At 69.5% G+C, this 18,256-nt stretch carries 15 protein-coding genes and 1 pseudogene; 9 read left to right on the top strand and 7 right to left on the bottom strand.

The features are described from left to right. The first annotated feature begins 21 nt into the window (after nt 1–21). From A9K58_RS17710 to A9K58_RS17740, 7 genes are read left to right on the top strand one after another with little or no spacing between them, the layout of a single operon-like run. On the top strand, nt 22–1,218 hold the full coding sequence (locus tag A9K58_RS17710) for an MFS transporter (RefSeq protein WP_065200589.1): 1,197 nt from the start codon (nt 22–24) through the stop codon (nt 1,216–1,218). Next, complete coding sequence (locus tag A9K58_RS17715) at nt 1,215–2,408, top strand: isochorismate synthase (RefSeq protein ID WP_065200590.1); 1,194 nt, start codon at nt 1,215–1,217, stop codon at nt 2,406–2,408. Before A9K58_RS17710 ends, A9K58_RS17715 begins: the two co-directional genes overlap by 4 nt. Beyond that, on the top strand, nt 2,405–4,057 hold the full coding sequence (locus A9K58_RS17720; RefSeq protein WP_065200591.1) for a (2,3-dihydroxybenzoyl)adenylate synthase: 1,653 nt from the start codon (nt 2,405–2,407) through the stop codon (nt 4,055–4,057). The genes A9K58_RS17715 and A9K58_RS17720 overlap by 4 nt, the downstream gene beginning before the upstream one ends. Next, entirely contained in the window at nt 4,057–4,689 is a 633-nt protein-coding gene (locus tag A9K58_RS17725; RefSeq protein WP_065200592.1) for an isochorismatase family protein, read from the top strand. Before A9K58_RS17720 ends, A9K58_RS17725 begins: the two co-directional genes overlap by 1 nt. Then, a complete protein-coding gene (locus A9K58_RS17730; protein WP_049414955.1) occupies nt 4,689–4,946 on the top strand; it encodes a phosphopantetheine-binding protein in 258 nt (85 codons plus the stop codon). The genes A9K58_RS17725 and A9K58_RS17730 overlap by 1 nt, the downstream gene beginning before the upstream one ends. Continuing rightward, a complete protein-coding gene (locus tag A9K58_RS17735; RefSeq protein WP_065200593.1) occupies nt 4,943–8,833 on the top strand; it encodes a non-ribosomal peptide synthetase in 3,891 nt (1,296 codons plus the stop codon). Before A9K58_RS17730 ends, A9K58_RS17735 begins: the two co-directional genes overlap by 4 nt. Then, complete coding sequence (locus A9K58_RS17740; RefSeq protein ID WP_065200594.1) at nt 8,824–9,582, top strand: 2,3-dihydro-2,3-dihydroxybenzoate dehydrogenase; 759 nt, start codon at nt 8,824–8,826, stop codon at nt 9,580–9,582. The genes A9K58_RS17735 and A9K58_RS17740 overlap by 10 nt, the downstream gene beginning before the upstream one ends. A 125-nt stretch (nt 9,583–9,707) precedes the next feature. Here the strand turns inward: A9K58_RS17740 and A9K58_RS17745 are convergent. The 4 genes and pseudogenes from A9K58_RS17745 to A9K58_RS17760 all read right to left on the bottom strand — a co-directional run. Continuing rightward, nucleotides 9,708–10,097: pseudogene (locus tag A9K58_RS17745) on the bottom strand (DUF2894 domain-containing protein); the annotation flags it as partial. Beyond that, nucleotides 10,081–10,719 carry an OmpA family protein gene (locus A9K58_RS17750; RefSeq protein WP_065200596.1) on the bottom strand — a complete coding sequence of 213 codons (639 nt, stop codon included), beginning with the start codon at nt 10,717–10,719 and terminating at the stop codon, nt 10,081–10,083. The gene A9K58_RS17750 and the pseudogene A9K58_RS17745, both read right to left, overlap by 17 nt. Then, nucleotides 10,716–12,893 carry a DUF802 domain-containing protein gene (locus A9K58_RS17755; protein ID WP_065200597.1) on the bottom strand — a complete coding sequence of 726 codons (2,178 nt, stop codon included), beginning with the start codon at nt 12,891–12,893 and terminating at the stop codon, nt 10,716–10,718. Before A9K58_RS17755 ends, A9K58_RS17750 begins: the two co-directional genes overlap by 4 nt. Before the next feature lie 10 nt (nt 12,894–12,903). Then, nucleotides 12,904–13,557, bottom strand: coding sequence for a DUF3348 family protein (locus A9K58_RS17760; protein WP_065200598.1), 654 nt, complete (start codon nt 13,555–13,557; stop codon nt 12,904–12,906). A 144-nt stretch (nt 13,558–13,701) separates the two neighbouring features. On the opposite strand from A9K58_RS17760, the gene A9K58_RS17765 reads away from it, so the two are divergent. Continuing rightward, nucleotides 13,702–14,625, top strand: a complete 924-nt coding sequence (locus A9K58_RS17765; RefSeq protein WP_065200599.1) for a M14 family metallopeptidase — start codon at nt 13,702–13,704, stop codon at nt 14,623–14,625. 94 nt (nt 14,626–14,719) lie between these two features. Here A9K58_RS17765 and A9K58_RS17770 read toward each other — a convergent pair whose 3' ends face one another. Both A9K58_RS17770 and A9K58_RS17775 read right to left on the bottom strand, forming a co-directional pair. Beyond that, nucleotides 14,720–15,331 carry a Cif family virulence factor gene (locus A9K58_RS17770; protein ID WP_331250485.1) on the bottom strand — a complete coding sequence of 204 codons (612 nt, stop codon included), beginning with the start codon at nt 15,329–15,331 and terminating at the stop codon, nt 14,720–14,722. A gap of 76 nt (nt 15,332–15,407) precedes the next feature. Next, nucleotides 15,408–15,755, bottom strand: a complete 348-nt coding sequence (locus tag A9K58_RS17775) for an RcnB family protein (RefSeq protein ID WP_065200601.1) — start codon at nt 15,753–15,755, stop codon at nt 15,408–15,410. A gap of 216 nt (nt 15,756–15,971) precedes the next feature. On the opposite strand from A9K58_RS17775, the gene chrA reads away from it, so the two are divergent. Then, nucleotides 15,972–17,192: a chromate efflux transporter gene (gene chrA, locus A9K58_RS17780; protein WP_065200602.1), complete on the top strand. Its 1,221-nt coding sequence runs from the start codon at nt 15,972–15,974 to the stop codon at nt 17,190–17,192. 24 nt (nt 17,193–17,216) lie between these two features. Here the strand turns inward: chrA and arsB are convergent, their stop codons facing one another. Then, nucleotides 17,217–18,248: an ACR3 family arsenite efflux transporter gene (arsB, locus tag A9K58_RS17785; protein WP_065200603.1), complete on the bottom strand. Its 1,032-nt coding sequence runs from the start codon at nt 18,246–18,248 to the stop codon at nt 17,217–17,219. Nucleotides 18,249–18,256 lie beyond the last annotated feature (8 nt).

Consider the following 18,256-nt stretch of genomic DNA (forward strand, 5'->3'; position numbering starts at 1 on the left):
TCCTGTCACGGCTGGTGTTCCATGCATGCACGTCCCGTCGTTCCCGGCTTGCCGGCGCTGGTAGTGGCTGCCCTGATCGGCACCATGGCGATGATGTCCTTCGTCGCCGTGATCGGCCCGGTGGTCCGCATGCTCGGCCTGTCCGAGTGGCATGCCGGCCTGTCAGTCACCGCCGCAGGCGTGCTGTGGATGCTGGCCGCGCGCCCCTGGGGCCAGCTCAGCGATCGCATCGGCCGCAAGCACGTACTGATGCTGGCGATGAGCGCCTACACTGTGGTCTACGTCGCGCTGGCGGTGTTCATCGATGTGGCCCTGCAGGCGGTGCCGCCGATACTGCTGACAGTGCTGGTGCTGGTCGGTGCGCGTGGCCTGATCGGCCTGTTCTACGCGGCGGTGCCTCCTACCGCAGCTGCGCTGATCGCCGACAAGGCGCCAGCCGGACAGCGCGCTAAATTCCTCGCCCGCCTGGGCAGCGCCAACGCGCTGGGCATGGTGCTCGGGCCGGCCGCTGCCGGCTGGCTGGCCTACACGAATCTCTCGCTGGCGCTGTACGTGGCCGCGCTGCTGCCTCTGCTGGCACTGGCGTTGCTGGCCTGGCGGCTGCCAGCGACGCCGCCGGTGGTGGCTGCGTCCGTACAGCGCCGCGCACCGGTGCGCCGCCTCGACCCGCGCCTGCGCCTGCCGCAGCTGGCCGCGTTCATCGCCATGGTCTCGGTGACCATCGCGCAGGTGACGGTCGGATTTTTCGCGATTGACCGGCTGGGCCTGGATGCCGCGGCCGGTGCACGCATGGCCGGCATCGCACTCACCGCCGTTGGCGTCGGCCTGATCCTGGCGCAGGCGCTGGTGATGAAGCTGGAGGTCCATCCACGCCGCTGGATCGTCCTCGGCGCGCTCATTTCCTGCGTCGGCTTTGCTTCGGTGGCAGGCGTGCAGCAGGCCTGGCAGTTGCCGGCGGCCTATGCGCTGGCAGCGTTCGGCATGGGCTTCGTCTTCCCCTCGTTCCAGGCGCTGGCCGCCGATGCGGTGGAGCCGCACGAACAGGGCGCGGCAGCCGGCACCGTCGCGGCCGCACAGGGACTGGGCATGGTGGCAGGGCCGATGCTCGGCACGCTGTCGTATCGCGGCGGGCCGAGCCTGCCTTACCTGCTGGTCGGCGCACTGCTGTTGTTGCTGTGCGCGCTGGCCGCAGCGCATCGGATGAAGGAGAACCCATGAACGATTCCCTGATGCAGGGCGCGTGGCCGGAGGCCGCGCCAGCGCCGCTGGACAGCACCGACGACGCGTCGCTGTTCCTGCTGCAGCATGCCGGCCAGTACGTGCATGCACGCGGCTGCCGCGCCACGCTGCCGGCCGGCGCACTGGCGACATTGGCAGACCGCGTTTCGGCCTTCTTCGCGCAGCAGCGCGGCGGCCCGGGCGTTCTGGTCGGTGCGGTGCCATTCGAACCGCGTGCCGACGACGCCTTGTACCAGCCCGAGCGCTTGCTGCCGGCCCTGCCGCTGCATCCTCTGGCGGCACCAGCGCTGGAGGACGCGCTGCGGGCCGAGCCTGCGCCGCAGGCGTACGCGGCGTCAGTGGCTGCTGCGGTGCAGGCACTGCGCGCGCCCGAACCGAACCTCCAGAAGGTGGTGCTGGCGCGCAGCCTGCTGGCACGCACGCAGCAGCCACTTTCCCCGGAGGTGCTGCTGGCACGCCTGGGCGCGGATCCCTCGGTGGCGACCTACGCGGTGCCGTTGCCGGTGGAGCCGGGACAGGCGCCGGCGTGGCTGGTGGGGGCAACCCCGGAGCTGCTGCTGCGCAAGCGCGGCGCCGAGCTGTTGTCGCACCCGCTGGCGGGCTCCGCGCGGCGCTGTGCCGATGCCGCCGGGGACGAGCGCGCCGCGCAGGCGCTGCTGGCCTCCGCCAAGGACCACGACGAGCACCGCCATGTGGTCGAGGCCATTGTGGGGGGCTTGGCGCCGTACTGCAGCCACATCGACGCACAGCCGCGTCCGGTGCTGCATGCCACGGCCAGCATGTGGCATCTGGGCACCCGCATCCACGCCACCCTGAAGGATCCGCAGTCGTCGGCTGCCGAGCTGCTGGCTCAGCTGCATCCCACGCCGGCGGTCTGCGGTACGCCGCGGCTGGCGGCGCTGCAGCGCATCCGCGAACTGGAGCCGGTGCCGCGCGGCTTCTATGCCGGCGCCGTGGGGTGGTTGGACGCGCAGGGCGACGGCGACTGGTACGTGGCGATCCGCTGCGCGCGCCTGCAGGGTACGCAGCTGCGCCTGTATGCCGGTGCCGGCATCGTCGCCGAGTCGCACCCCGAGGCCGAAGTGGCCGAAACCGCAGCGAAGTTCGCTGCCCTGTTGAATGCGCTCGGTGTCCATGAGCCCGCGCCCACCATCGAGCCCTTCGCATGAATACCCCCGCTGGTTCTTCCCGCCTGCCACTGCAGCAGGTATGGCCCGACGATCTTGCAGCGCGCTATCGCGATGCCGGCCACTGGCGTGGCGAGACGTTCCCGGCCTTCCTGCGCGAACGTGCGGAACGCTATGCGGACGACATCGCGGTGGTCGCCGGTGATGTCCGCCTGAGCTACGCGCAGCTGTGGCACGAGGCCGGTCGCATCGGTGCGGGCCTGCTGGCGCTCGGCCTGCAGCCGGGTGAACGGGTGCTGGTACAGCTGGGCAACACCGCAGGGTTCATCACCACGATCTGCGGCCTGTTCCGCGCCGGGCTGGTGCCGGTGTACGCGCTGCCGGCGCATCGCAGCACCGAGCTGGTGCACTTCGCCAACAAGGCCGAAGCCAGTGCCTACATCACTACCGGGCTGCACGATGGCTTCGATCATCGCGGGCTGGCGCGGGCGCTGCAGGCCCAAGTTCCGGCAGTACGCCATGTAGTGATCGACGGCGACGCAGCGGAGTTCATCGCGCTGGAGGCACTGCAGGGCGATCGCAGCCAGTTGCCGGCCGATCCGGACCCGCAGTCGGTGGCGTTCCTGCAGATCTCCGGAGGCAGCACCGGGCTGTCCAAGCTGATTCCGCGCACCCACGACGACTACATCTATTCGTTCCGTGCCAGCAATGCGATCTGCGGCATCGACCGCGACAGCGTCTACCTGGTCGCGCTGCCGGCCGCGCACAATTTCCCGATGAGCTCGCCGGGCTTCTTCGGCGCACTGTATGCCGGTGCCCGCGTGGTGCTCAGCCCCGGCCCTGGCCCGGAAGTGGCCTTCCCGCTGATCGCTCGCGAGCAGGTGACCTGCTGCGGGCTGGTGCCGCCGCTGGCGCTGCTGTGGGCGCAGGCCGCCGCCACCAACCGGCATGACCTGTCGAGCCTGCAGGTTCTGCAGGTGGGCGGCGCCAAGCTGGTGCCGGAAGCCGCACGGCGGGTGATCGACGGCCTTGGCTGCACGCTGCAGCAGGTGTTCGGCATGGCCGAAGGCCTGGTCAACTACACGCGGCTGGATGATCCCGAGGACCTGATCGTGGCCTGCCAGGGCCGGCCGATCAGTCCGGACGACGAAGTGCGCGTGGTCGATGACCATGACCAGCCGGTGGCCGAAGGCGAGGTGGGGCATCTGCTCACCCGTGGCCCGTACACCATCCGTGGCTACCACAACGATGCGGTGGCCAATGCGCGCTCGTTCACCGACGACGGCTTCTATCGCACCGGCGACCGCGTGCAGCAACTGCCCGGAGGCTACCTGGTGGTACAGGGCCGTGCGGGCGACCACATCAACCGCGCCGGCGAAAAGATCTCCGCCGAAGAGATCGAGGACCACTTGCTGGCACATCCCGGCGTGTTCGACGCCGCCGTGGTCTCCATTCCTGATGAGTACCTGGGCGAGCGCAGCTGCGCCTTCGTGATTCCGCAGGGCGAGCCATTCAAGGCGCCGGCGCTGAAGGCGTGGATCCGCGGGCGCGGCCTGGCTGCGTTCAAGGTGCCCGACCAGATCGTGTTCGTCGACAGCTTCGATACCACCGCGGTCGGCAAGATCAGCCGCCGCGAACTGCGCGCGCAGCTGCGTGCGCGTCATCTGCAACAGACAGGAGGAACGCGCTGATGGCGCTGCCCCGTATCACCGACTACCCCTTGCCGACCGCCGCTGAGCTACCGCAGGCGCGCGGACCGTGGCGTCCCCGGCGCGATCGTGTCGCGCTGCTGGTGCACGACATGCAGCGCTACTTCCTGGCGGCATTCGACGCCGGCAGCACGCCCTTGCGACCGGCGGTGGACAACATTGCACGCCTGCTGGCGCATTGCCGCGCGCACGGCATTCCGGTGTTCTACACCGCGCAGCATGGTGACCAGGACCGTCGCGACCGTGGCCTTCAGGCCGACCTGTGGGGGCCGGGCATGCGTCGCAGCGCCGACCATGAACCGATCATCGAGGCGCTGGCACCGCAACCGGGCGAGCACGTGCTGGTGAAGCACCGCTACAGCGCATTCCAGCGCAGCAACCTGGAGACGCTGATGCGTGTGCGTGGACGCGACCAGTTGCTGGTGACCGGCGTGTACGCCCATATCGGCTGCACCGCGACCGTGGTCGATGCCTTCCAGCGTGACATCGAGGCCTTCATCGCCGCTGATGGGGTGGCGGACTTCTCGCGTGCCGATCACGATCAGGCGCTGCATTGGATCGCGCGCACCTGTGGCGTGCCGATGACCACCGGCCACCTGCTGGAGGTGCTGTGATGGCCGCCACCGGTGAGGTGCTGGATCTGGAGCGGATGCGTGCCGACGTGGCGCGCGTCCTGGAATGCACGCCGGCCGAGATCGGTGACGACGACAACCTGATCGACCTGGACCTGGACTCGATGCGCATGCTCGGCCTGGTCCTGGCCTGGGGCAACACTGGCCTGCCGCTGGAGTTCTCGCAGCTGGCCGAGCACACCACGCTGCGCCAATGGTGGGGCGTGGTGCAGCAGTTGCAGGCAGCGCAGAACGCATGAACGCCGCCGCGGTGGCCACGCCGGTGGCATTGACCGAGGCCCAGGCCGGACTGTGGTTCGCACAGCGGCTGGCACCGGACAACCCGTCATTCAATACCGCGCACGCGGTATGGATCGACGGCCCGCTGGACGTGGCCGCGTTCGTCGCAGCGGCAGACCAGGCTGCGCGCGAGGCCGAGGCCTTCGCATTGCGCTTTGCCGAAGGGGCCGATGGCCAGCCACTACAGTGGCATGACACGGCGCATGTGCCGCTGCTTTCGGTACGTGATGTTTCCGCTGAGCCGGATCCGGCCGCTGCGGCACGCAGCCTGATGCGCGCTGATCGGCTGAACCCGGTCGATCCCACCCGCGACCGGATCAGCCAGCAGGTGCTGTTCGACCTTGGGGGACAGCGCTGGGCGTGGTACCTGCGCGTGCATCATCTGGCCGCCGATGGCTACGGCATGGCGCTGTTCACCGATCGCGTCTGTGCGTTGTACGCCGGCCGCAGGGGTGAGCCACTGCCAGGACTGGCCGGTGTGCTGGCCGATGATGCCGCCCATCGGACCGACCCGCGCCGTGCGCAGGCCGGACAGTGGTGGCGTGAGTACCTGCAGGGTGCGCCAGCGGGCGCGGGCCTGGCCGGTACGCTCGCGGCCAGCGACGACGCGCTTCGCTGGGTGCAGCCGCTCGATGCGGCCTTCCGTGAGCAGCTCCTGCAGGCGTCGGTGCGATGGCTGCAGCCCTGGCCGGACGTGCTGGCCGCGCTGGCGGCCGAGTACCTGCGGCGGATGAGTGCCGCGGATGAAGTGGTGCTGGGCGTGCCCTACATGGGTCGGCTGGGCAACGCGTCGGCGCGGGTGCCGGCGATGGTGATGAATGTGCTGCCGCTGCGTGTGGCGGCGGGTGAGGGTAGTGTCGAGGCGTTCACGCGCCGGCTCGGCCGACAGCTCAGCCACGGGCGCAAGCACGGCCGCTACCGCGGTGAGCAGCTGCGTCGCGACCTTGGCCTGCTCGGTGTACAGCAGCGCTTGCATGGTCCGCTGGTGAACGTGCAGCCGTTCTACACGCCGCTGGCCTTGCCAGGCGTGCAGGCCACGCTGGAGGTGCTGTGCACCGGGCCGGTGGATGATCTGACGCTGGGCGTCCGGGGCGATGGCCAGCGCCTGCTGGATCTGGAGATCGAGGCCAATCCCGCGCTGTACAGTCGCGAGGATGTGCAGGCGCACGCCGCGCGGCTGCTGCATTTCGTGTCGGCGGCACTGCAGGCTGACGATATCGGAGCCGTGCCTCTGGCGACGCCCGCGGAGGCGCAGCGGGTGCTGCAGGAATTCAATGCCACCGCGCATGCGCTGCCGCAGACGACCCTGGTCGGGCTGCTGCGGCAGGGCATGGACCGCGACCCGCACGCGCCGGCGCTGGTATTCGGCGACGCTACGCTGGACTACGCAACGCTGGAAACGCGCAGTTTCGCGTTGGCGGCACAGCTGCGTGCGATGGAGGTCGGCCCGGGCAGCGTGGTGGCGGTGGCATTGCCGCGCTCGCTGGAGCTGGTGGTCGCGCTGGTGGCCGTGCTGCGCGCAGGCGCCGCCTACCTGCCGCTGGACCTTGCCCATCCCGATGACCGCATGGCGCGTGTTCTGGCCTCGGCGCAGCCGGTGTGCGTACTGGCTGCGGCGGACGTATCGGCGCGCGTGGCTGGCGTGCCGGTGCTCGCGCCGGAGCAGTGGACCGCGCTGAGCGCTGCGGCAGCGTGGGCCGATCCGGCACCCAGCGATGCGGCCTATGTGATCTATACCTCCGGTTCGACCGGCGAGCCCAAGGGCGTGGTCATCGAACACCGCGCCATCGTCAACCGCCTGCTGTGGATGCGCGAGCATTACGGCATCCGCGCCGATGACCGCGTGCTGCAGAAGACCCCGGCGACCTTCGATGTTTCGGTCTGGGAGTTCTTCCTGCCGCTGCTGTGCGGGGCCACGCTGGTGGTCGCCGGGCCCGACGCGCATCGCGATCCGACTGAACTGGCGCGCCTGGTCCGTGGGCATGGCATTACCACGGCGCATTTCGTGCCCTCGATGCTCGATGCCTTCCTCGCTGCGCCGGCCTCTGCAGGGCTGCAGCTGCGCCGGGTGTTCACCAGCGGCGAGGCGCTGGATGCCGCGCTGCGCGACCGCTTCCATGCGCGCGTGCACGCCGAATTGCACAACCTGTATGGCCCGACCGAGGCCGCAGTAGACGTCAGCTACTGGCCGGCGTCGGCACAGGATCGTTCACGGCCCGTGCCGATCGGGTTCCCGGTCTGGAACACCCGCCTGTACGTGCTGGACGCCCGGATGCAGCCGGTGCCGGTGGGCGTGGCCGGTGACCTGTACCTGGGCGGCGTGCAGCTGGCACGCGGCTATCTCGGTCGCGATGACCTGACTGCCGAGCGCTTCCTGGCCGATCCGTTCCTGGAGGGCGAGCGCATCTACCGCACCGGTGACGTGGCCCGTTGGCGCGGCGATGGTGCGGTCGAATACCTCGGCCGCAGCGACCACCAGGTAAAGCTGCGCGGCCTGCGCATCGAGCTGGGCGAGATCGAAGCGGCACTGCGGGAACTGCCCGGCATGGAGCGCGTGGAGGTCCTGTTGCGGCAGGACCCGCCCGGCGATGCCCGGCTGGTGGCCTATGTGCCAACCGCGCTTGCCGACACCGCGACGCTGCGCAGCCACCTGGCCGCGCGCGTGCCGGACTACATGGTGCCCTCGGCGTTTGTCGGTGTGGACCATTGGCCGGTGACTGCCAACGGCAAGCTTGACCGCAACGCGTTGCCGAAACCGCCGGAACTTGAAGTGGCAGGCCTGGCGCCGCGCACGCCGCTGGAACAGGAGCTGGCCCAGCTGTTCGCCCAGGCGCTTGGGCGTCAGGCGCCAGTGGCAGTGGATACGGATTTCTTCAGTCTGGGCGGTGATTCGCTGTCGGCGGTGCACCTGCTGCTGGCGATCGAGCAGCGCTGGCGCTGCGACCTTGGTCTTGGGGCCCTGTTTGCGCAGCCGACCGTGGCAGCACTTGCGGTTCGTATTGCCGAGCCTCCCGCACTGGCCGACCACGCACTGGGACCGGTGATCGCACTGGCTGCGAACGACGCTGCCGGGCCCGCGCCACTGTTCGTAGTGCACCCCGCGGGCGGCATCGCCTGGAATTACCGCACCCTGGCCCGGTCACTGCAGCCGGCACGTCCGGTGTATGGCCTGCAGTCGCCGGCACTGGACGCGCGGCAGCCGCTGCCTACCAGCATCGAGGCGATGGCCAACGACTACGTTCAGCGCGTGGCCGCATTGCAGCCGAAGGGGCCGGTGCATCTGCTGGGCTGGTCGGTGGGGGGCATCCTGGCCCAGGCGATGGCAGTGCGCCTGCATGAGATCGGCCGCGACGTCGGCGAACTGGTGCTGCTGGATGCCTATCCCAGCGAATGCTGGCGGGCCGAGCCGGAACCCGATGCCACCGCCGCATTGCGCGCACTGCTGGCGATTGCCGGGCACGATCCGGATGCGCATCCGGAGCTGGACAGCCGGGAACACATTCTCGCGTTCCTGCGTCGTGGTGGCAGTGCGCTGGGCAGCCTGCCTGACGTCGTGCTGGATGGCGTGGTGCGTGCCGTGACCGGCACCAATCGACTGATCCGCGGACATATCCACCGGCCGTTCGATGGCACGCTGGTGCATGTGCGTGCGGGCCGGGATCACCAGGCGCGGCCGCAGTTGCAGTCGGCGTTGTGGCGGACCCACGCGCGCAGGGTGCAGTCGTTGGAACTGCCGTTCCTGCATGCAGAACTGACCGGCCGCGATGCGGTGGCGCAGCTGGCACCGTGGCTGTCGGCGCGGCTGTGTTACTGGGATGCGCAACAGGAGATGGCAACATGCAGCTGACCGGCTTTGAAGGGCGCGTGGCACTGGTGACCGGCGCAGCCGGTGGCATCGGTGACGCACTGGTACGGTTGCTGGCCGAGGCCGGCTGCACGGTGGTGGCGACTGATCGTGAGGCGCCTGTGACGGCAGATGCGCGTGTGCAGGCCTGTGCGCTCGACGTGACCGACAGCACAGCCGTGGACGCGTTGGTGGACCAGGTGGAATCGAGCATCGGACCGATCGCGCTTGCCGCCAGCGTGGCCGGCGTGCTGCATGTGGGTGGCGTGACCGAGACCGGCGATGACGACTGGCGACGGGTGTTCGCGGTCAACGCCGATGGCGTGTTCCATGTCGGGCGTGCGCTGGCGCGGGTAATGTCGCCGCGCGGGCAGGGTGCGATCGTTACCGTCAGCTCGAATGCGGCCGGCGTGCCGCGGCACGGTATGGCCGCGTATGCGGCATCCAAGGCTGCCGCCACGATGTTCACCCGCTGCCTCGGGCTGGAACTGGCGCCGCTGGGCATCCGCTGCAACATCGTCGCCCCGGGTTCAACGCTGACCCCGATGCAGACCGGCATGTGGCAGGACGAGCGCGGTGCCGAGCGGGTGATCGCCGGCAGCCTGGAGACCTTCAAGGCCGGCATTCCGCTGCGCAAGCTGGCCACGCCCGGCGACATCGCCCAGTCGGTGATGTTCCTGCTCTCCGAGCAGGCCGGGCATGTGGCCATGAGCGACCTGTACGTTGACGGCGGCGCCACCCTGCGCGGCTGAACCTTTGTAGGGCCGAGCCCATGCTCGGCTGCTTTTGACCGGAGCCGAGCATGGGCTCGGCTCTACAGGGGGCGCCCGGCGGCACGCGCAAGAGGGGCAATGCCGGCCAGCGGCCGGCACTACCATCAAACGTCCTGGACGCCGGAGCGGGGCTTGCGCGTGCGCTTCGGTTTGGCCGGGCCTGCGCCGCTGCTGGCGCCCTCCAGCGCCTCCAGCCAGGACAACGTGTCGACGTAGTCGATGAAATGACGCAGGTAGCCGGGGCTGGTGGCCTGCATCGTCTCCAGCATGCGCTGCACCAGCACCGCCGAGTTCAGTGGGCCGCCATCGGCAGGAGCCTCGGTGCGCAGCGAGCGGCGCACCTGCAGTTCGCTGCGCAGCTCCGACCACTCGCGCTGCACCTGCTGCAGCATCGGTACGTGCGGGTAGTGCGGCAGCGAGCGCGACCCGGCATCGAGGTCGCGCACCAGTGCGCGCAGTCCCTCCAGCGCTGGCGGCTTACTTGCCATCCGGCGCCTTCGGCTTGGGAATCGGCGCGATCTCCACGCGGCGGTTACGCGCGCGGCCTTCCTCGCTGGCGTTGGAGCTGACCGGTTGCTCGCTGCCGAACGCGGCGGCGAACACCGCATCGGCCGGTACGCCATCGGCGATGAGCGTGCGGGTCACGGTCAGCGAGCGCTGCGCCGACAGCTCCCAGTTATCAGCGAAGCGCCGATTGCCTTCGCGCACCGGTGCATCATCGGTGAAACCGCTCACCATGAGGATCTCCTCTCGGGTGCCCAGATAAGCAGCGAGCGGCGCCGCCAGGCTGCGCAGCAGCTCCTGGCCCTCCGGCTGCAGCTGGTCCGAGTTCAATGCGAACAGCACGCTGCCGCTGATGCCGATGCGGCCATCGACCAGGGTCACGCGGCCGGCGGCGAGCGGTCCGGCCAAGGCCTGTTCCAGCGTCTGCAGGCGCTTGGCTTCGGCCTGGCGCTGCTTCATTTCCTGGTCCAGTCGCTGCGACAGCTCCAGCTGCACGGCAACCACGCCGACCAGGATCAGCACGAACGCCCCCAACAGCACCGACATCAGGTCGCCGAAGGCGGCCCAGATCGGGGCGTGTGAGCCACCATCGACCTCAAGTTCGTCGCTCATGCGTTGCCGGCCTTGCCGCGGCGCGCGGCCAGCTGCTGCAGCTCTTCCATCACCTGCTTCTGCGACAGCAGGCTGAGGTCGACCACTTCGCGCGCCTGCGCCACGTAGTAGGCCAGCTGCTCATCGCTGCGGGCCAGCGAGGCATCCAGTGCGCCACCAACCTGTTCCAGGCGGCCGGACAGCTCGGTGGCGGCGGCGCCGAACTGCGCGACCGCTTCGCCGAAGGTGGCGGCCAGCTGGCCGACGTCAGCGGCGCTGCCGTTGAGTGCGGCGGCAATGCCGTCCAGCTTGCCGGTCTCTGCAGCGATATGGTCGCTGAAGCGGCTGCCCACGCGTTCGAGCAGTTCGGCCGAACCGCCAACCAGCGCGTCCACCGCGGTGCGCTGTTCGTGCGAGGCGTGATTGATGGCATCGAGCAGGGTCTGCACGGTGGCCAGCAGGCGGCCGCGCTCTTCCAGCATCGCGTTGTCGCGCACAAGGCTTTCGGACAGCGTGCTGCGCAGCTCGTTGATGACGTCGGCGGCAGCCTTGGGCGCGGCGGCAGCAGTCTGCAGCAGGGTAGAGACTTCAGCGAGGGTGGCGCTGGCCTGCGCGCGACCGTTTTCGCCGATCTGCTGCGCGGTGGCCGCCAGCGCGTCGCAGACCTGCTGCTGCTGCGCGGCCAGGCGCTGGCCGTTGGCCTGCAGGCGCTCGGTCAAGTCGTTGGAGACGTTCTGCAATGCGTCGCTCCAGCGCTGCAGCCGCTGCTCGTCGGTGGCCTGCAGCTGGGCCCGCAGGTCGGCGTGCGCAGCGGCGGCGGCGACCTGCGCAGCCTGCCAGTCCTGCAGGCGCTGCTGTTCGTGCGCGTGCAGCAGCGACTGGCTGGCGGCGTGACGCTCCTCCAGGCCCCGCAGCAGCGCCTGCGCGCGCTCATCCAGATGCTCGCTGGCGGCCTGCAACGCCTGTTGCTGGTGCACGGCCAGCGCGCTGTTCAATGCCTGCTGCTGCTCGGCGGCCGCGCGCCATGCGTCGGCATGGGTAGCGGCATCGGCCTGCAGGCGTTCGCCGATGCGCGCGATCAGTGCCTCGGCCTGCACGACCTGGCCTTCGCTGAAGGCCTGCAGGTGCTGGCGCAGTTCGCCCACCAGCGCCCGCTGCGCATCGGCCTGGCCGGTGACGACCCTGGCCCAGCTGGCTTCCGTGGCCACGCGGCTGCGCTCGAAGCCCTCGGCCAGGCCGGCCAACTGCTGCTGCACCGCCTGCTCGACGCGGGCGTGCAGGGCCTCGCCATGGCGGGCCAGGCCGGCTAGGGTGGTTTCGGCCATCGGCTGCAGCGCGCCGCCGATCGCAGTGGCGCTGGCCTCGGCGCCCTCACGCAGCGACTGCTGCAGCGAGACCGCCAGGCGTTCCTGCAGCGACTGGCTCTGGGCCAGGAATTCGACCTGGCCCGCCAGCAGGCGCTCATTGGCGACGGTGCTGTGCTGTTCGAACGCCTGTGTCATCGCCTGCAGGCGGTCGACCAAAGCCGGCAGCGCGGCGGACTGCGCCTGCAGCAGGCGCAGCGATTCGGCGCGCTGCCAGGCCTGCGAGTACGGATGCAGCTCACCCGCAATGGCGCGGTCGAGCTGCTGCACGGCCTGCAGGCGGTCGCGGCGCAACAGGGCGGCCAGCAGGCCGAGCATGGCCGAGCTGGCCACACCGGCGATCGAGGTGCCGAACGCCACCGCCAGGCCTTGCACCGGCGAGGCCAGCGAGCCACGGATGGCGGCCATGTCGGTCGCGCTCTGCAGGGCCAGGCCTGTGCCGCGCAGGGTGTCCATCATGCCCAGCAGGGTGCCGAGCATGCCCAGCAGCACCAGCAGGCCGACCAGATAGGGCGTCAATACCGGTGTGGGCAGGGCGGTGCGCTCGCCCTCCACGCGCAGGCGCACCGCGTTGCGCAGCCCCATCGGCACGTGTTCCAGCCACGGGGCGAGGGTTTCCCTGGCGCTGGACAGGTCACTCAGGGCCGTGCGCAGGCCGTTGCTGGCCTGGCGATAGCGATACAACTCCACGCCGCCGGCGATGTAGCAGGCCGCGATGATCGCCGCCACCGCTGCACCCAGCGGATGCACCGAGACGTAGCCGATGCCGATCCAGCACACGGCCAGCAGGCCGACAAGGAAAACAACGACGTGGAAAGCAGTTCTGGACATGGTGTTCCGGTCAGTGGGAGCGCAGGGCGTCTTGCAGCCCTTCGATCGGGTGGAAGCGCAACTGCAGCTCGGCGAGCAGCAGCGTGCGCATGTCGTGGCGGAAGGCGGCGCGCCAGCCGGGTTGGCCATGCACGCGTTCAAAACGGGCGCCGAGCACCGCAGGTGCCGTGGCCAGCAGGCTGTGTTCGCGCGGGGTCAGGGTCTGTTCCATCACGGCGTCGACCTCGGCCAGCCGTGCCATTTCCGGGGAAACCTGCAGCAACTGGTCGCGCAGGCGTCCGCGCAGGCGCCCGGTCGCGGTCTGGATGGCCTGCTGCAGCACCCGGTAGCGCTGGCGCAGCGAGGCGAAATCGGGCACGGCGGCGGCTTCGGCCAGATCCAGCAGGCGTTCGGCCTCGGCATCCTCGCTGATCGAGGCCCGCAGGCTGGCGTGGGCCTGGGCGCAGGCGGCCAGCACATCTTCGGCTGCCTCGGCGGCATCGCCGGGCTCGGGCAGGCGTCCGCCCAAGGCCGAGGACAGGGCCACGGCGCGGCTCCAGTCCACCCACTGGCCGAGGCGATCGGTCAGGGCGGGACTGCTGGCCGGCATCGCGCCGTCGCTGAGACGGGCGAGCAGGCGGAGGAACTCCGGTCCACCCAGGACCGGCTGCGCTGCGTTCGCCATCAAGAGGTGAAGGGCCAAAAACCGTTGATTTTACAGCCAGATGACCCCGGCTGGATGAAGGCGGGGCCAGGCAGGGCGCGCGCAGGCGCAGCAAGCCTTAGAATGGTCGGCTGCATTCAATACGCTTGACGCGTGGAGTTCCTCATGACCATTGCGCAGTTCTACCCGATCGGCAGCCCCGGGCAACCCTGGGGTGACGCGGAACGCGCACTGTGGCGGGCGCGCCAGCAGCGCCAGCGCAGCTACCACGACGACGTGGTGGCCGCGCTTGAACGCCTGGATGACACCGTCTTCGATGTGGTCCAGTACGGCCAGCTGGACTATGCGCCGGACCATTACCCGTTGTTTGCCGTAGTCAACCATGACTGGAACCCGGCGCTGCCGACCGCCCTGGTGACCGGTGGCGTGCATGGCTACGAGACCAGCGGCGTGCATGGCGCCCTGCAGTTCCTGGAGCAGCAGGCCGAACGCTACCTGGGCCGGCTCAACCTGATCGTGGCGCCGTGCGTGAGCCCGTGGGGCTACGAGCGCATCCAGCGCTGGAACCCGGATGCCATCGATCCGAACCGCAGCTTCCGTGATGGCGGGCAGATCGAAGAGGCGGCGGCGCTGATGCGCTGGGTGGCCGAGCGCAAGCCGAACCTGCTGGTGCACCTGGACCTGCACGAGACCACCGACAGCGACCTGCACGAGTTCGATCCGGCGCGCTGCGCCCGCGACGGCAAACCGTTCGAGCGCGACACCATTCCCGATGGCTTCTACGTGATCGGCAACAGCGAGGATCCACAGCCCGGGTTCCAGCAGGCGCTGATTGCTGCGGTGGCACCCATCACCCATATCGCCCCGGCCGACGCCGAGGGCAACCTGGTCGGCCTGCCGTTGCAGTCACCGGGCGTGGTGTGGGGCGAGTCGCGCTCGATCGGCGCGTGTGCCGGCTTCACCGACGCACGCTTTGCCACCACCACCGAGGTCTACCCGGACAGCCCGCGCACCAACCCGCAGGAATGCAACGACGCCCAGGTGGTGGCGGTATGCGCGGGCCTGGATTTCGCGCTCGCAGCGCAGTAGCGGTCGCCCCGGGTCATCATGCCCGGCGAGGCGGGCGGCCGGTTCCGGAGGCCGGGAATCGGCCGGGATCAGTCTGCCCGCAGCTACCGCGCCCTCATTGCACCGGGCTGCGCGAATCGCGGATCGAGTAGACCACCGAGAAGATCTTCCAGCCCTGCTCGGTACGGACCAGTTGCCACATCTCCTTGCGCCAGTTCGTCTTCACGCCATCAGCGTGGAAGCTGTAGTCAAAGGAAACCGACGCGACATCGCCGTCGGTCTCGATCTTCATGTTGGCGAACTGCTCCTCCATCGGCTCCGGTGAGGCAACGGCCTGATCGATGAGCCCGATGAAGTTCTGGGATGGCATCTTCCGCGCCTTGATCGCATCCGGCTTGATCCTGCGGATGTCCTGCAGGCGCACATCCTCGGAAACGAACTGCCAGCCGATGTCTTCCGGCCTGTCGGAGAAGAACAGGCGCATGTAGGACGGCTTGTCCTTGTTGAGCAGCGACAGCCGGAAGGCTTCCACGACCTGTTCGATCGCCTGCACATCGGCAGCGGCATTCTGCCTGGCATGCACGGGCAGGCACGCAAGCAGGCAGAAGAGCAGGGGGGCCGCACGCAGCACGCGCCTGCCGGCGCCGTGCAGGGGCCGCGGCGCAGATTGCCGCGCCGGTCGCCCGGTATCGTGGGGTGGCGCGTTGATTCCGTTCCTGCCTGGCATGGCGAGCGTCCTGTCCCGTGGTCCCCGCGGGCTACACCGGGGCGTGCACTACGGCCACCCCGGTGTGCCGATCCGATCAGCGATGCAGGGCGTCGATGATCAAGCCGGTCGCGATCTCAACCAGCAGGTATTCGGTGTCCGACTGGCGGACCCAGCGTTGGCCGCGGCCGGGATTGCGCAGGTCGTAGCGGGCATAGTCGTCCACCCAGTAGCGGCGGTCCACCTCGGCCCAAGGCAGGCGGTCGCCACGGCGCCAAGCCTTCTTCTGCCAGCCCGGCGGAGGTGCGTCGCGATGGTGCGGGCCACCGGCGTGCGGCGGCGGGCCATTGCCGCGCGCATGGTGCGGCGGATCGGCAAAGGCAGGGGCGGCCGCCAGCGCTGCAGCGGCGGACAACGTGATGGCAAGCAAACGTCCGGTCTTCATGGGAACCCTCTCAAGGCCAGCCGCAGCGTGCGGCGGTGTGGGGCGGACTATAGAGCAGGCAATGTGAATGAAGGTTCGTGCCCGTACGTGCGGATGTGTCTCGATACAGCCGGCGCACAGGTGGATAATCGGGGCGGCAGGCCCCCCACTGGCGGTCCTGCGGCGGCCGGGGCCCTTCCCGTCCGCGAAAACATGCCCCGACCGGACCCCATTGCCATGCCTGACCGCGAACCACAACCGAGTCCGCGCGCAACCGGCAGTGGGACCGAAGTGTTCGCCGCATTCCTCGCGCTGGGACTGACCTCGTTCGGCGGCCCCATTGCCCACCTGGGTTATTTCCACCGCGAATTCGTCCAGCGCCGCGGCTGGCTGGACGATACCCACTTCGCGCAGTTGTTGGCCGTATGCCAGTTCCTGCCGGGGCCGGCCAGCAGCCAGATGGGGCTGGCCCTGGGCCTGTTCCGCGCGGGCTGGCGCGGGGCGGTGGCCGCGTTCGCGGCGTTCACCCTGCCGTCGGCACTGCTCATGCTGGGCTTCGCCGCGGTTGCACCGCGACTCGATGTGGGCATGGGCGCAGCGCTCGTCCATGGCCTGAAGCTGGTGGCGGTGGCAGTGGTCGCGCACGGCCTGTTGGGCATGGCACGGCAGCTGGTTCCGGACCTGCCCCGCGCGTTGATTGCGTGCGCGGCGTTCGGCCTGATCCTGCTGGGCGCCAGCGCATGGGCACAACTGGCTGCCGTGGCGATGGGAGGCGCGCTCGGTCTCGGCCTGTGCCGACGCGTGCAGATGCCGGTTGCGGCCGTGTTTCCGGTGCGCTACGGCGTGCGCGGTGCATCGGTGTTGCTTGCGCTGTTCGTGCTGGGACTGGTGGCATCGTGGCTGCTGGCACGCGCGCACGCCCCGACCCTGCCAAGCGTTGCCGGTGCGCTCTATCAATCGGGGGCACTGGTGTTCGGCGGCGGCCACGTGGTGCTGCCGCTGCTGCAACAGGCGATGGTCGATACCGGCTGGATCAGCCAGGACCGGTTCCTGGCCGGCTATGGTGCGGCCCAGGCGGTACCAGGACCGATGTTTTCGCTGGCGGCGTTCCTGGGCGCGGAGGTGCCCACGGGCCTGCCGATGGCGGCAGGTGCGCTGGTCGCGTTGCTGTCCCTGTTCCTGCCGGGGTTCCTGTTGCTGCTGGCGGTGCTGCCGTTCTGGAACACCTGGGTGCGCCGGCCCTGGGCTGCGCGCATGATGGCCGGTATCGGCGCGGCCGTGGTCGGCCTGCTGGCGGCGGCCTTCCATGACCCGGTATGGACGCAGGGCGTGCACGGCGTCGCCGATTTCGTGATTGCCGCCATCGGCTTTGCATTGCTGGCGGTACTCAGGATTTCCGCGGTATGGGTCGTGCTGTGGTGCGTGGCGGCGGCGCTGATGGTGCAGCAATGGACGTAGTGCGTACGCAGCACCGGAACGCGGTCAGGCGTGCCGGCGTTGTTCGTACCAGCCACGCGAGCGGTTCACGATACGCACCACCGACAGCATCACCGGTACTTCGATCAGGACGCCGACCACCGTGGCCAGCGCGGCGCCGGAGTGCACGCCGAACAGGCCGACTGCGGTCGCGACCGCCAGCTCGAAGAAATTGCTGGCGCCGATCAATGCCGACGGACCGGCCACGCAGTGCGCCACGCCCAAGCGGCGGTTGAGCAGGTAGGCCAGGCCGGAGGTGAGATAGACCTGGACCAGGATCGGGACCGCGATCAGCGCAATCACCCGCGGTTGCCGCAGGATCTGCTCGCCCTGGAAACCGAACAGCACAACCAGCGTGAGCAGCAGCGCCGACAGCGATAGGGGGCCCAACCGGCGCAAGGTGAGCTGCAGGCCCGGCTCGCCGTGCCGCGCAAGGATCCAGCGCCGCAGGGCGGCCGCCACCAGCACCGGGACCACGATGTACAGGCCAACCGACAGCAGCAGGGTATGCCACGGCACGGTGATCGCCGACAGGCCCAGCAGCAGGGCTACCACCGGCGCATAGGCGATCACCATGATGACGTCGTTCAACGCCACCTGGCTCAGGGTGAAGTTGGCGTCGCCCCGGCACAGGTTGCTCCAGACGAACACCATGGCGGTGCAGGGCGCGGCGGCCAGCAGGATCAGGCCGGCAATGTAGCTGTCGATCTGGGCGGCTGGCAGCCAGCCGGCGAACACGTGGCGCAGGAACAACCAACCCAGCAGCGCCATCGAGAACGGCTTCACTGCCCAATTGACGAACAGCGTTACGCCTATGCCTTTCCAGTGCTGGCCGAGCTGGCGCATCGCGCCGAAGTCGACCTTCAGTAGCATCGGGATGATCATCAGCCAGATCAGCACGGCCACCGGCAGGTTGACCTGTGCCACTTCGGCGGCCGCCAGCGACGCAAACGCGCCCGGCAGCAGGTGGCCCAGCAGCGTACCCGCAGCGATGCAAAGCGCCACCCACAGGGTCAGGTGGCGCTCGAACAGGCGCATCGGCGCTG

The sequence above is a fragment of the Stenotrophomonas maltophilia genome (genome assembly GCF_001676385.1).
Taxonomy (GTDB): Bacteria; Pseudomonadota; Gammaproteobacteria; order Xanthomonadales; family Xanthomonadaceae; genus Stenotrophomonas; species Stenotrophomonas maltophilia_J.

Excerpts from the sequence above, each read along its gene's own strand:
- A9K58_RS17755 (WP_065200597.1), bottom strand. The coding sequence starts at position 12,893 with ATGTCCAGAACTGCTTTCCACGTCGTTGTTTTCCTTGTCGGCCTGCTG.
- A9K58_RS17770 (WP_331250485.1), bottom strand. The coding sequence starts at position 15,331 with ATGCCAGGCAGGAACGGAATCAACGCGCCACCCCACGATACCGGGCGA.
- A9K58_RS17735 (WP_065200593.1), top strand. The coding sequence starts at position 4,943 with ATGAACGCCGCCGCGGTGGCCACGCCGGTGGCATTGACCGAGGCCCAG.
- chrA (WP_065200602.1), top strand. The coding sequence starts at position 15,972 with ATGCCTGACCGCGAACCACAACCGAGTCCGCGCGCAACCGGCAGTGGG.
- A9K58_RS17740 (WP_065200594.1), top strand. The coding sequence starts at position 8,824 with ATGCAGCTGACCGGCTTTGAAGGGCGCGTGGCACTGGTGACCGGCGCA.
- A9K58_RS17775 (WP_065200601.1), bottom strand. The coding sequence starts at position 15,755 with ATGAAGACCGGACGTTTGCTTGCCATCACGTTGTCCGCCGCTGCAGCG.
- A9K58_RS17765 (WP_065200599.1), top strand. The coding sequence starts at position 13,702 with ATGACCATTGCGCAGTTCTACCCGATCGGCAGCCCCGGGCAACCCTGG.
- A9K58_RS17750 (WP_065200596.1), bottom strand. The coding sequence starts at position 10,719 with ATGAGCGACGAACTTGAGGTCGATGGTGGCTCACACGCCCCGATCTGG.
- A9K58_RS17720 (WP_065200591.1), top strand. The coding sequence starts at position 2,405 with ATGAATACCCCCGCTGGTTCTTCCCGCCTGCCACTGCAGCAGGTATGG.
- A9K58_RS17715 (WP_065200590.1), top strand. The coding sequence starts at position 1,215 with ATGAACGATTCCCTGATGCAGGGCGCGTGGCCGGAGGCCGCGCCAGCG.
- arsB (WP_065200603.1), bottom strand. The coding sequence starts at position 18,248 with ATGCGCCTGTTCGAGCGCCACCTGACCCTGTGGGTGGCGCTTTGCATC.
- A9K58_RS17725 (WP_065200592.1), top strand. The coding sequence starts at position 4,057 with ATGGCGCTGCCCCGTATCACCGACTACCCCTTGCCGACCGCCGCTGAG.
- A9K58_RS17710 (WP_065200589.1), top strand. The coding sequence starts at position 22 with ATGCATGCACGTCCCGTCGTTCCCGGCTTGCCGGCGCTGGTAGTGGCT.
- A9K58_RS17730 (WP_049414955.1), top strand. The coding sequence starts at position 4,689 with ATGGCCGCCACCGGTGAGGTGCTGGATCTGGAGCGGATGCGTGCCGAC.
- A9K58_RS17760 (WP_065200598.1), bottom strand. The coding sequence starts at position 13,557 with ATGGCGAACGCAGCGCAGCCGGTCCTGGGTGGACCGGAGTTCCTCCGC.